This is a genomic window from Polaribacter sargassicola, assembly GCF_021991835.1.
In the GTDB taxonomy this organism is placed as follows: Bacteria; Bacteroidota; Bacteroidia; order Flavobacteriales; family Flavobacteriaceae; genus Polaribacter; species Polaribacter sargassicola.
Window position 1 is genome coordinate 164031 of sequence record NZ_JAHDAU010000006.1, and the last position, 13379, is coordinate 177409.

Below are 13379 nucleotides of genomic sequence, written 5' to 3' on the forward strand. Positions count from 1 at the left end.
TTTAATTATTACAATTATGAAAAAAAATCTACTTTTTTTATCACTTTTTTTAACTACCATAATAAGTTTTGCGCAAGAGCAATATTATAATGGTGTAGATTTAACCAAAGAAGGTTTAGCTTTAAAAGAAGAATTAGCAACAAAAACAATTAATGCACACATTAACTTTTTAAGTTATACTCCTGGCGTTTGGGAAGCTTTAAAAGTAACAGATCTAAATCCGGAAAACAACCAAGAAGTCTTATTAATATACGGATATGAAGATACTACATCTGGCTTAACAGCAAGAAGAAGAGGTGTAGACGATAATAGTGGAGATCAAGGAGATTGGAACAGAGAACACACTTATGCAAAATCCTTAGGAACACCTAATTTAGGTTCAACTGGGCCAGGCGCAGATGCACATCATTTAAGACCTTCGGACGTTTCTTATAACAGCCAAAGAGGAAATTTAAAATTTGCAGACGGTTCTGGTAATTCTGGTAGCGTTTCTGGTGGTTGGTATCCTGGTGATGAATGGAAAGGTGATATTGCTAGAATGATGATGTATATGTACATCCGTTATGGAGACCAATGCTTACCTAGTGGAGTTGGTATTGGTAATAGCGCTAATGCTGGTGATGATATGATTGATTTATTCTTAGAATGGAATGTAGAAGACCCTGTTTCTGATTTTGAAAGACAAAGAAATACATACCACGATTCTAACGCAACGTATGCACAAGGTAACAGAAATCCTTTTATAGATAACGCGTATTTAGCAACAAGAATTTGGGGAGGAGAACCTGCAATTGATTCTTGGGGAATTTATATTACTTCTGATGATGAAGCACCAACTGTACCAACAAACGTTTCTTTAAGTAATATTACAACATCTACTATAGACGTTTCTTGGACAGCTTCTACAGATAACGAAGCGGTATCTAAATATGAAATTTATGTAGACGGAACTTTAAATGGACAAACTTCTGATATTAATTATACAATTACAGATTTAACACCTAATACAACTTATGCAATATCTGTATTAGCAAAAGATTTGGCAAGTAATAAATCTGCACAATCTACAGCTGTAAATGGAACAACTACAACAGATACAACAGCACCAACCATACCTACAAATATTACTATTAGCAATATTTCTGGTACTTCTTTTAAAGTAAACTGGAGTGCATCTACAGACGATACTGCCGTAACAAGTTATGATATTTATGTTGACGATACTTTTAACGGAAGTACAGAAGAAACGTTTTACACAGTTTCTAATTTACAAATATCCACTACTTATAATGTAACTGTTTTGGCTAAAGATGCATCGGGTAATCAATCTGAACAATCTATAGCTATTAATGCAACAACAACTGATGGTTCTGCCGTTACAAATGAAATATTTTTCTCTGAATATGTAGAAGGTGGTAACTATAGAAAAGCTATAGAAATTGCTAATCTTACAGGTGATGTTGTAGATTTATCTATTTATTCAGTTGCCAGACAATCTAATGGATCTTGGGAAACTCCTTTAGTTTTAAGTGGTTATTCTATAGGTATAGATGATGTTTTTGTTATAACTAATAGTAACACAACAAATCAAACATTAATTGATGAAAGTGATTTAGGAATACCAAATTCTACTCCTATGACTTTTAATGGAGATGATAGAGTTGGTTTATTTAAAAATGGTGTTTTAATTGATATTATCGGTGATTTAGACGGTACTTCAAGCTTTGCTCAAGATGTTACACTTAGAAGATTATTAACTATAACAAACCCAAACACTACTTACACAACTAGCGAATGGGAAGTTTTACCTAAAGATACAGTAGACGGAATTGGTATTTACAACTCTTCTACCGCTAGTACAGATACATCAATCTTTGATGCTTTTAAAATGTTTCCAAATCCTGTAGAAAACAAATTAAATTTTAGTACTACAGAAAATTTAACCGTAACTATTTATTCATTAATAGGTAAATCAATTCAAACATCAGAAATTACAACTATTAATAATACAATTGATGTTTCTAACTTAAAAAAAGGAATTTATCTAGTTAAAATACACAATGGTAATCAGTTTACAACTAAAAAAATATTGAAGAAATAATTTTTATAAAGTAAATTCTTACAAAAAGACTGCTTCGGCGGTCTTTTTTTAGTTAATAAACAAGTGAATAACTAAAAAATTTCGGTTAAATAATTATTAAGTTTTAAATTGAAAAAAAGTAAATTTGCATTTTAAAACAAACGCTAACACACAACTCAATAATGATTCATTTCTTTGGAAACAAAAACAGTAAAGTATATGCTGTTCAAACAACAAAAGAATTAACTACAGAAACCATTGCAAAATTAACTTGGCTTTTTGCCGATCAACCAAAAATAGAAGCAACTTCTATTGATGCATTTTTTGTTGGCCCAAGAGCTGCAATGATTACTCCTTGGAGTACAAACGCTGTAGAAATCACACAAAATATGGGTATTTCAGATATCATTAGAATAGAAGAATTTACTTCTGTTGCTAAAGATTTTTCTGATTTTGATCCAATGATTTCAGAAAAATTTGCAACATTAAATCAAGAATCATTTACTATTGATATAAAACCAGAACCTATTTTAGAAATAGATGATATTGATGCATACAACCAACAAGAAGGCTTATCTTTAAGTGATGAAGAAGTTGCTTATTTAGAAAGTGTTGCAGAAAAAATAGGAAGAAAATTAACAGACTCTGAAGTTTTTGGCTTTAGTCAAGTAAACTCAGAACACTGTAGACATAAAATATTTAACGGAACTTTTGTGATTGATGGAGAAGAAATGCCTACTTCTTTATTTAAGTTAATTAAAGAAACTTCTCAACAAAATCCTAATGACATAGTTTCTGCATACAAAGACAATGTTGCTTTTATAAAAGGACCAATTGTAGAACAATTTGCCCCAAAAACAGCAGATAAACCAGATTTTTACGAAACAAAAGATTTTAAATCTGTAATTTCATTAAAAGCAGAAACACATAACTTCCCTACAACTGTAGAGCCTTTTAATGGTGCTGCAACTGGTTCTGGAGGAGAAATTAGAGACAGGCTTGCAGGTGGTAAAGGTTCTTTACCTTTGGCAGGAACAGCTGTTTACATGACTTCTTATTCTCGTTTGGAAGAAAAAAGACCTTGGGAACAAAAATTTGAAGCAAGAGATTGGTTATACCAAACTCCTATGGATATTTTAATAAAAGCATCTAACGGAGCGTCTGATTTTGGTAATAAATTTGGCCAACCTTTAATTACTGGTTCTGTATTAACTTTTGAACACGAAGAAAATGCAGCTTCAAGTGATGCTGCTGCAAGAAAATTAGGTTTCGATAAAGTAATCATGCAAGCTGGTGGTATTGGATACGGAAAAGCAGAACAAGCTATAAAAGATGCACCAAAAGCAAGTGATAAAATTGTAATTCTTGGTGGTGAAAACTATAGAATTGGAATGGGTGGTGCAGCAGTTTCATCTGCTGATACTGGTGAATTTGCTTCAGGAATTGAACTAAACGCTGTACAAAGATCAAATCCAGAAATGCAAAAACGTGCTGCAAATGCTGTTCGTGGAATGGTAGAAAGTGATGAAAACTTTATTGTTTCTATTCACGATCATGGAGCTGGTGGACATTTAAATTGTTTATCAGAATTGGTAGAAGAAACTGGTGGTAAAATAGATTTAGATAAATTACCTGTTGGTGATCCTACGTTATCTGCAAAAGAAATTATCGGTAACGAGTCTCAAGAAAGAATGGGATTGGTAATTGCTGATGAACATTTAGAAACTTTGCATAAAATTGCTGATAGAGAACGTTCTCCTATTTATGATGTTGGTGAAGTTACAGGAAATGACAGATTTACTTTTGAGTCTAAAACTACTGGAGAAAAACCAATGGATTTAGCTTTAGAAGACATGTTTGGTTCATCACCAAAAACAATAATGACAGACAAAACTGTTGTAAGAAAATACAAAAATCCACGTTACAAAACTAAAAACTTACAAATCTATTTAGAACAAGTTTTGCAGTTGGAAGCTGTTGCGTGTAAAGATTGGTTAACAAATAAAGTAGATAGATGTGTTGGTGGTAAAGTTGCCAAACAACAATGTGTGGGTCCTTTACAAATTCCGTTAAATAATGTTGGTGTAATGGCATTAGATTATAACGGAAAAGAAGGTGTTGCTACTTCAATTGGCCACGCTCCTATTTCTGCATTAATTAATCCAGAAGCAGGTAGTAGAAACGCAATTACAGAAAGTTTAACCAACATTATTTGGGCTCCTTTAAAAGACAATTTAGCATCTGTTTCTTTATCAGCAAACTGGATGTGGCCTTGTAAAAACGAAGGTGAAGATGCAAGATTATACAAAGCTGTAAAAGCAGTTTCAGAATTTTCTATTGATTTAGGAATCAATGTTCCTACCGGAAAAGATTCTTTATCAATGAAACAAAAATACCCTGATGGAGATGTAATTTCTCCAGGAACGGTTATTATTTCTGCTGCGGGTAATTGTAATGAAATTAACAAAGTTGTAGAACCTGTTTTACAGGTTGATGGAGGAAATATTTATTACATCAACATTTCTCAAGACGAATATAAATTAGGTGGAAGCTCATTCAACCAAGTATTAAATACCATTGGTAATGAAACTCCAGATGTTACAAACCCTTCTTATCTTAAAAAAGCTTTTAACACTGTTCAAAAATTAATTAAAAAAGATAAAATTACTGCCGGACATGATATTGCTTCTGGTGGATTTATTACTACTTTATTAGAAATGTGTTTTGCTGATATTAATTTAGGAGCAGATTTTGATATTTCTGATTTAAACGAAGAAGATTCAATTAAAGTTTTATTCTCAGAAAATGCTGGTATTGTTTTTCAAGCAGATGCTTCTATAGAAAAAGAACTAGAAGATGCTGGTGTTGCTGTTTTTAAAATAGGAACTGCAAACAATTCTGGTATCATCAATATTAAAAATAATGAGGATGCATTTACTTTTGATGTTGCTAAATTAAGAGATGTTTGGTACAAAACATCTTTCTTATTAGATCAAAAACAAACGGCTAATAATTTAGCTCAAGATCGTTTTGATAACTATAAAAAACAACCTTTAACATATAAATTTCCAGCCAATTTTACTGGTAAATTGCCTGTCACTTCGAGCGCAATCGAGAAACCAAAAGCAGCAATTATCCGTGAAAAAGGTTCAAATTCTGAAAGAGAAATGGCAAATGCCATGTATTTAGCTGGTTTTGATGTAAAAGATGTACACATGACCGATTTAATATCTGGTCGAGAAACTTTAGAAGACATTCAGTTTATTGGAGCTGTTGGTGGTTTTTCTAATTCTGATGTTTTAGGTTCTGCAAAAGGTTGGGCAGGTGCTTTTAAATACAACGAAAAAGCAAATACTGCATTAAAAAACTTCTTTAAAAGAGAAGATACTTTATCGGTAGGTATTTGTAATGGTTGCCAACTTTGGATGGAATTAGACTTAATAAACCCAGAGCATAAAGTGCATGGAAAAATGGTACATAATGATTCTCAAAAACACGAAAGTTCTTTTACATCAGTAAAAATTCAAGAAAATAATTCTGTTATGTTATCTTCTTTAGCGGGTACAGAATTAGGTGTTTGGATTTCTCATGGTGAAGGAAAATTCAGTTTACCAGAAGCTGAAGAAAATTATAATATTGTTGCAAAATATGGTTATGAAGGTTACCCAAATAACCCTAATGGTTCTGATTTTAACACAGCAATGATGTGTGATAAATCTGGTAGACATTTAGTAACTATGCCACATATAGAGCGTTCTACTTTTCAATGGAATTGGGCAAACTACCCAGCAAATAGAAAAGATGAGGTAACGCCTTGGTTAGAAGCATTTGTAAACGCTAAAAACTGGTTAACAAAATAATTTTGCCCTAAAACTATATAAAAAAAGGGCTTTATAAAGCCCTTTTTTTGGCTTTAATAAAAAGTAAAATAACACTATTTAATAAGCAAAAAATGAAAGTTCCAAAGAAATATCAATTCATTGTAGACATAGGTAAAGCCTTACATATTTATGGTATTCCGTCTTATAAAATACTATCTTATTTAACACAAGTTGCCAATACTAAAGGCATTACAGGTAGTTTTATGGATTTACCTACTTGGATAAATTATGTTTTTTATGAAGATAAAAACTCTTATAATTACATTGAATCTATAGCACCAGGATCTTTAAATTTAGGTGCTTTTTCTAGAATTGATGAGTTAACTAATAAAGTTATTGATAACAAAATTGAACCAGACGAAATAGACAAAGAATTAAAGATTATTCATGCTAAAACAAAAGAAGTCAACCACTTTATACTAACACTCGCTTATGCTTTTGCTGCAGGTTCATTTAGTTTAATGATTGGTACAAACTGGCTTTCTTTTAGTTTTGCTTTGTTGTTAGGTGCACTTACTTATCTTTTTGTGTATTTAGCCACTAAATCTAAATATATAGAAAACGTATTCGAATCTTTAAGTGCTTTAGTGGTAACCATTATATGTTGCTTTTTAACCTTTATTTTTCCAGATTTCAATTTAGGATTAACCATATTAGCATCTATAATTATCTTTATTCCTGGATTGGCAATTACTACTGCTCTAGAAGAAATAACTTCTAAAAATTTGGTAGCAGGAGGAGCAAAACTTTTTGATGCTATGGTTGTTTTATTTAAACAATTTTTTGGAGTGATACTTGGTTTGGGTTTAATGACTTCTTTATTGGATATTGATTTAACTCATTATGCTTCTGATATGCCAAAATGGACTTTATTTTTAGCAATTCCTATATTTTCTATTACAGTAATACCAATATTTCAAGTGCGTAAAAAAGACATGTTTTTTGGTGTTTTAACAGGCGTTTTGGCTTTTTTTATTACTGTTTTTTTATCATCTGGTTTAGGCATTTTAGTAAGTACTTTTATTGGAACTTTATCTGTTGTAGGTATTAGTAGGTTGTTTGGGCGAATTTCTAAAACCCCAAAATCTGTTTATTTAACCCAAGGTATTATTATGTTAGTGCCAGGTAGTAAATCTTTTATGGGATTAAGCAATTCTTTTTTTAATCCTTCTATTACTGCTTCAGCAAATTTATTTGAAGAAGTTGCCTTTATATTAATGGCTATTATTGGAGGATTACTTTTTGCTGGTACCTTTAAAGAAAGAAGGCCAAAAAAAGTTAAAAAAACAAATTAATAAACTTAAAAAAAACAGCTTTTAGAAAATTCTAAAAGCTGTTTTTTTTATTGTGTGTAATTTTTATCAAACTAAAATAGAAAAGCTAAATGCTTTTTCAAAAGTCTAAATATTAAAATTATTATTGAATTCTTTTAATTTTAGATTCTCCAATAACAAGTCCTTTTTTTAAATCTGCATTTCCTTTATAAAGAACGGTTGCCTCACCATATGCAGTTACCTTAATTTTTTCTGATGCATTTACTTGAAAAACACCATCTCCATAAGCAGTCAACTTTATTTCTTGTGAAACAACATCTGGCGCCATTATTTTACTTGCACCATAAGCGGTTAATTTTTGTTGATTCGCAATTCCTTTTTCTATTTTTAAGAAGCTTTCTCCATAAATAGAAACATCTAACTTATTAACATTAATTGTATTAATTACCACTTCCGATTTACCATAAACTCTTAGTTTACAATTATTTTGAACAATAGGAGAATCAAACGTAATTTTTTCTTCACCTCTTAAAGAAAAGGTATCAACATCTGTATAAGTAATAATCAACCTAACAACTCTATTATTGTATAGAGGTACTTTAGTCTCGTAGTTATTAACTTTTATCTTTTTATTTTTTGTGTAAGTTTTTGCGCCTTCTAAATACACCTGTAAAGTCCCTTTTTCTATTTCGTACAAAAACTTTTCTCTATCAACAATAATATCATCAATTTCAATTTTAGCCTCAGAACCTTTTTTTAAGACAACTTCTATATGCGGGCTGACTATAATTTTATTAAAATTCTGATTAAGCTTTATGGTTTCTTGTGCTTGTATACTTGTACTTATATTTAATAAGAATAAAAAGAAAATAGATAATTTTAATTTCATGTTTTTTTTATTTTTAGTTAGTTTTAAAAATGCTATTTCTACACAAAAGACTTTCTATTTTTTATTTTGTGACTCTTTTAAAACTTATTTATTATTTTTCTTTTTCATTCTAGATCTCATTTGCCTTCTTAACAACAAAAATCCGTTACTAATTCTTCTATTTTTCTTTAAAATAGGTATACTTAAAGTTACTAATAAAGCAATACAAGCCGCAGACCCTAAACCACCACCAAAACCATTAAAATAAGTACTTGTATTAAAATAAATAATTGTAAAAATTACACCAGAAATACCTATTAAAAAATGATTAGATACTACTTTAGAAGAAACCATACCTATAAACGAAGCTCCAAAACATACTAACGGTATATTTTCTGTTAAGTATGTTGATAATATTTTTGGAAACAGTAAAACCGATACACTTGCTATTACACCAACTATAGCAGAAGACCTAACAGGACTTTGTTTCCATTTTATTTGTAAAACAAAAGTTGCTACCGCAGAGCCTCCTCCAATAATTAATAATAATAAAAACTCTAAATCCATTGAGAAATTAAATAGGTTATAAAAAAAGCAATAGCAACACCTCCAAAAGCTAAAGTACCTAACTTACCTCCAAAACCATGAAAAGTATCTTTTGTACCCACCAGCATAAAACCTGTTATAACACTTGCTAATGCAATAAAAATATAATCTGGTGCTATACTAGCATTTGTCATTCCTACAAAAGTACCACAGTAAACAGCTGTAGGCATCCCTTTAATAAAAGCATTATCCTTAAAAAAGTTAGGTATAAAACTAACAAATAAGCCAACAGAACTAGCTGCTAAAACTGTATTAATCCCCAATGAAGTACTTAAAACATAGGTTATAATTGCCCCAAAAAAAACAAAAGCAACCGTTAATACATGCTCTAAATCGTGATTTTCTGCCTTTAAAGATGTTTTTTTGTAAGTTACAATTAATAAAACAATTGCAATTAGAACAAAAATTGAAACAAAAAAATTATTCTGTTTTTCGAATAAAATAGCTGCTAAAAAACCAAGATGACTTAATATAATTAGAAAAAAAGAAAGTCGTTTTATATGCTTTTTTATCATAATATGTATTTAAATACCTAACAAAAGTACTATTTAGAGATACTCTTTAAAAGTATTTTCACCAAAATTTAAAATTAAGTTATACATGAATAATAAAAAAAACAATTTATTTGAAATAAGAAATGTATTAATATATGATAGATAAAAAAAACACATCTATTTTATTGATATTGTAAAAATAAATTCCAACTTCAAATATTACTTTTTTTGATGTAAATTTGAGCTGCTATTGAAAATTGTGAAAATGACTTTTAATTACCTTAATTCAAAAGATCATAGAAATCTTTTAAAAGATTTATTCTACTTAACGTCTTCTAAAGAAGATGTTCCTTTTGAATCTATAATTTTACCTTTGGGTTTACCTTCTTTAGTTTTTATAGGTAGCAATCAACAAAAAATTTTAATTAAAGATAAAAAAGAACCTGTAAAAAAAGGATTAACACTTTTTGGTCAATTTTATAGATCTTATAAATATTTTATTAATGATGATACTAAAAACTTTGGAGTTCATTTAAACCCTACATCATTATATAAAATTTTAGAAAAAGACATCTCTCAATTTACAAACAAACAAATTCCTTTTCAAGAAATTGACAAAAAACTGTCTCAAGAAATAGAAGAAATTATTACAAAAAACAGACAAGATGTATTTGAGTGCGAAAAGAAGATTATCAACTTAATAAACAATATTAAGTTAACTGATAACAAAGATGTTGTTCTTATAGAAAAAGCTATTGAATATATCTATAAAAAAGAAGGATTGGTTAAAGTTAATGAGCTGTTAGATATTTTACCATATTGTCAAAAATCTTTACAAACAAAATTTAAAAAGATTGTTGGCATAACACCTATTAAGTTTATTAAAATCATCCGTTTTAATCATATGCTTTTAAAGTATCAAATACAAAAAGAAGATATAAAAAAGCTTTTGTGTGAATATAATTACTATGATGTTTCTCATTTTAATAAAGATTTTAAATTAATGATGAATGAGAGCCCAAAATTATTTTTTGAACAGAAAAATCACTTTTTATTAGATCAATATTTAAATAAATAATTAAATTTTACGATTTTTTACTTAAATCTAAGTTTATAATAGCTTATTTTTGGGTTCGTATTAAAATATTTTGGGGGAAATGATTTTAATACAATTACAAAAATTTATTTTTGTTCCTAAAACCTTATTTAATTATAAGGTTTTTTTTATTTCTTTTATTTTTCTGTCACAAATTAAGATTTGATTTGTCATTAGTATGTAAAACAACTTAAAAAATAAATAAATGAAAAATAAAGTAACATTATTAACTTTCTACCTATTATTAGTAACAGCTTTTTCTTTTTCTCAACAAAAAATAGAAGCGTCAAAAATTATAAAAGATATTAAAGATGGTAAATCTATTGCCATAAAAAATGCTACAATTATTGGTGTTTTAGATTTTACATTTATGGACGAAGCCCTTAAAAACAATGTTAAAACAAAAAAAAGTAGTAGTTGGTTTAATTGGGGTAGCAATAACAACTCTTCTAATGAAGTTAAAAAATATATAGAAAATGAAATTTCATTTATTAATTGTACTTTTAAAAATGATGTTTTAGCTTACATCCCAGATGAAGACTCTGGTTACACATTTACAGCTAGCTTTAAAAATAATGCCATATTTAAAAACTGTACTTTTAATCAAAAAGCAATGTTTAAATATTCTAGATTCGAGAAAGATGCAGATTTTTCTGGTTCTTCATTTAATGATGATAGTACATTTAAATATGCAAAATTTGATAAAGACATCAGTTTTAACAACACTACTTTTGATGAAATTGCAACCTTTAAATACACAAAATTTAATAACAGTGTAAGTTTTTCTGATGCTGTTTTTCATGATACAGCGATCTTTAAATACACAAATTTTTCAAATGGTGTTTCTTTTAGAAATACTAATTTTAAAGAAGATTTAAATATAAAATATATGAAAGTTACTGGTAATTTTGATGTATCTAACATGAAAGTTGCTTATAATGTTGACTCTAAATACACTAAAATTAACGGAAATAGCTTTAGCAAGTATTTAATTAAAAACGACTAATTTATATTTTATACAATACACTTTATTCTATTTTTAAAAAAAGTAGATAAACAAAAATACCTTATAAAATTTTATAAGGTATTTTTGTTTATCTAATAAAATTGCAAAAGAATTCTATGTTTAAATAGACTATATAATTTTTTAACAAAATCTTAAGAAATTTAACAATAAAAAAATAATAATATTCAAAAATTATATTATCCTTAATTTAAAACTCTTTAAATAAGTATTTGCTAAATCAACGTAAAATTGTTAATTTGCATTTTGAAATAAAAATTTATGGCAATAACAGTTAAAAGGTTGTTCGATTTTCCTTACTACCAATTAGAAAATTACAACTTAGAAAAAGCTTTTTTATCAAAAAACAATGGAAATTGGGAAGCTACCAGCACTCAAGAATATATAGATAAAGCTAATAAAATAAGTAGAGCTTTAATAAAACTAGGTGTAAAACCAAATGATAAAATAGCTGTTATATCTTCTACTAATAGAACAGAGTGGAATATTTGTGATATTGGTGTTTTACAAACCGGAGCACAAAATGTACCTATCTACCCAACAATATCTAAAGATGATTATGCTTTTATTTTAAATCATTCAGAATCTATTTATTGTTTTGTATCCGATAAAGAAGTTTTAAAAAAAGTAAACAAAATTAAAGATAAGACCAACTTAAAGGCTGTTTTTACTTTTGATGAAATTGAAGGAGAACAAAATTGGAAAGAATTGTTAACATTAGGTGAAAGTATTGATAACCAAAACATTTTAGAAGATAGAAAAAACAATATTACAGAAAATGATTTAGCTACCTTAATTTATACATCTGGTACTACTGGTAGACCTAAAGGAGTAATGCTTTCTCATAAAAATATTGTTTCTAATGTTTTAAGTTCAGAAAAAAGAGTTCCGTTTGTTAAAGGGAAATCTAAAGGGTTAAGTTTCTTACCTATTTGTCATATTTTTGAACGCATGATATTATATTTATATCAATATTGTGGTGTTTCTATCTATTTTGCCGAATCTATAGAAAAACTTTCTGAAAATGCACAAGAAATTAAACCACAGGTAATGACCGCTGTACCTAGGTTATATGAAAAAATTTACGATAAAATTATTTTAAAAGGAGAAGCTTTAAAGGGTATAAAAAAAGTACTTTTCTTTTGGGCTGTTAACTTAGGTATTAAATATCAACCAAACGGAAAAAATGGTTGGTGGTACGAAACTCAACTAAAAATAGCCAGAAAATTAATTTTTTCTAAATGGCAAGCTGCATTAGGAGGCGAATTAAAAATAATGGTTTCTGGTAGTGCAGCACTACAACCAAGATTAACAAAAGTATTTGCTGCCGCAGGAATGCCAATTATGGAAGGATATGGTTTAACTGAAACATCACCAGTTATTGCTGTTAATGACGAAAGAAATAATGGTTTTAAAGTTGGTACAGTTGGTAAAATTATTGATAATGTAGAAGTTAAAATTGCAGAAAATGGTGAAATTTTAGTTAAAGGTCCAAATGTAATGTTAGGTTATTATAAAGAACCAGAAAGAACAGATAATGTAATTAAAGATGGTTATTTTTATTCTGGTGATAAAGGAGAAATTGATGATGAAGGATTCTTAAAAATAACTGGTAGAACAAAAGAAATGTTTAAAACTTCTGGTGGTAAATATGTGGTTCCACCATTATTAGAAGGACAATTAAAACAATCTTTATTTATAGAACAGGTGATGGTTATTGGAGAAGGAGAAAAAATGCCTGCTGCTCTAATACAACCTAATTTTGAATTTGTTGCAGATTGGATTCGTCATAAAAAACTAAATATTGGTACAACTCCTAAAGAAATAGCTAATTCTGATATTGTAATAGCTAGAATTCAAAAAGAAGTTAATAAGTATAATAAAAAGTTTGGGCAATGGGAACAAATAAAACGTTTTGAGTTAACCCCTGAAGTTTGGTCTTTAGAAAAAGGGCATTTAACCCCAACTATGAAAATGAAAAGAGATATTATTAAAGATATTTACAAAGATTTGTATAATAAAATCTACGATTTATAAACCAGATTCTAAAACCTTT

9 protein-coding genes are annotated in these 13379 nt (G+C 28.6%); 6 read left to right on the plus strand and 3 right to left on the minus strand.

All coding sequences use genetic code 11. The features are described 5' to 3' along the window. Nucleotides 1–16: 16 nt before the first annotated feature. The 3 genes from KI686_RS11265 to KI686_RS11275 all read left to right on the plus strand — a co-directional run bounded on the left by KI686_RS11265 (nt 17) and on the right by KI686_RS11275 (nt 7256). A complete protein-coding gene (locus KI686_RS11265) occupies nt 17–2101 on the plus strand; it encodes an endonuclease (protein ID WP_237589391.1) in 2085 nt (694 codons plus the stop codon). Between the two features lie 161 nt (nt 2102–2262). Next, nucleotides 2263–5940, plus strand: coding sequence for a phosphoribosylformylglycinamidine synthase (purL, locus tag KI686_RS11270; RefSeq protein WP_237589392.1), 3678 nt, complete (start codon nt 2263–2265; stop codon nt 5938–5940). Between the two features lie 92 nt (nt 5941–6032). Next, entirely contained in the window at nt 6033–7256 is a 1224-nt protein-coding gene (locus KI686_RS11275; RefSeq protein ID WP_237589393.1) for a threonine/serine exporter family protein, read from the plus strand. A 121-nt stretch (nt 7257–7377) separates the two neighbouring features. Here KI686_RS11275 and KI686_RS11280 read toward each other — a convergent pair whose 3' ends face one another. From KI686_RS11280 to KI686_RS11290, 3 genes are all read right to left on the minus strand, one after another. Continuing rightward, a complete protein-coding gene (locus KI686_RS11280) occupies nt 7378–8124 on the minus strand; it encodes a head GIN domain-containing protein (RefSeq protein WP_237589394.1) in 747 nt (248 codons plus the stop codon). 84 nt (nt 8125–8208) lie between these two features. Continuing rightward, nucleotides 8209–8670, minus strand: coding sequence for a hypothetical protein (locus tag KI686_RS11285; protein ID WP_237589397.1), 462 nt, complete (start codon nt 8668–8670; stop codon nt 8209–8211). Next, a complete protein-coding gene (locus KI686_RS11290; RefSeq protein WP_237589398.1) occupies nt 8661–9224 on the minus strand; it encodes a hypothetical protein in 564 nt (187 codons plus the stop codon). Before KI686_RS11290 ends, KI686_RS11285 begins: the two co-directional genes overlap by 10 nt. Nucleotides 9225–9468: 244 nt before the next feature. Between KI686_RS11290 and KI686_RS11295 the strand changes: the two genes are divergently transcribed. The 3 genes from KI686_RS11295 (at nt 9469) to KI686_RS11305 (ending at nt 13360) form a co-directional block, all read left to right on the plus strand. Continuing rightward, nucleotides 9469–10281 (plus strand): helix-turn-helix domain-containing protein, encoded by an 813-nt coding sequence (locus tag KI686_RS11295; RefSeq protein WP_237589400.1) that lies wholly within the window; start codon nt 9469–9471, stop codon nt 10279–10281. Between the two features lie 223 nt (nt 10282–10504). Continuing rightward, complete coding sequence (locus KI686_RS11300; RefSeq protein ID WP_237589402.1) at nt 10505–11305, plus strand: pentapeptide repeat-containing protein; 801 nt, start codon at nt 10505–10507, stop codon at nt 11303–11305. A gap of 279 nt (nt 11306–11584) precedes the next feature. Next, the gene (locus KI686_RS11305) at nt 11585–13360 is read left to right on the plus strand and encodes an AMP-dependent synthetase/ligase (protein WP_237589403.1); all 1776 of its coding nucleotides are present in this window, start codon (nt 11585–11587) and stop codon (nt 13358–13360) included. The last annotated feature ends 19 nt before the right edge of the window (nt 13361–13379 follow it).

Excerpts from the sequence above, each read along its gene's own strand:
- KI686_RS11265 (WP_237589391.1), top strand. The coding sequence starts at position 17 with ATGAAAAAAAATCTACTTTTTTTATCACTTTTTTTAACTACCATAATA.
- purL (WP_237589392.1), top strand. The coding sequence starts at position 2,263 with ATGATTCATTTCTTTGGAAACAAAAACAGTAAAGTATATGCTGTTCAA.
- KI686_RS11275 (WP_237589393.1), top strand. The coding sequence starts at position 6,033 with ATGAAAGTTCCAAAGAAATATCAATTCATTGTAGACATAGGTAAAGCC.
- KI686_RS11280 (WP_237589394.1), bottom strand. The coding sequence starts at position 8,124 with ATGAAATTAAAATTATCTATTTTCTTTTTATTCTTATTAAATATAAGT.
- KI686_RS11285 (WP_237589397.1), bottom strand. The coding sequence starts at position 8,670 with ATGGATTTAGAGTTTTTATTATTATTAATTATTGGAGGAGGCTCTGCG.
- KI686_RS11290 (WP_237589398.1), bottom strand. The coding sequence starts at position 9,224 with ATGATAAAAAAGCATATAAAACGACTTTCTTTTTTTCTAATTATATTA.
- KI686_RS11295 (WP_237589400.1), top strand. The coding sequence starts at position 9,469 with ATGACTTTTAATTACCTTAATTCAAAAGATCATAGAAATCTTTTAAAA.
- KI686_RS11300 (WP_237589402.1), top strand. The coding sequence starts at position 10,505 with ATGAAAAATAAAGTAACATTATTAACTTTCTACCTATTATTAGTAACA.
- KI686_RS11305 (WP_237589403.1), top strand. The coding sequence starts at position 11,585 with ATGGCAATAACAGTTAAAAGGTTGTTCGATTTTCCTTACTACCAATTA.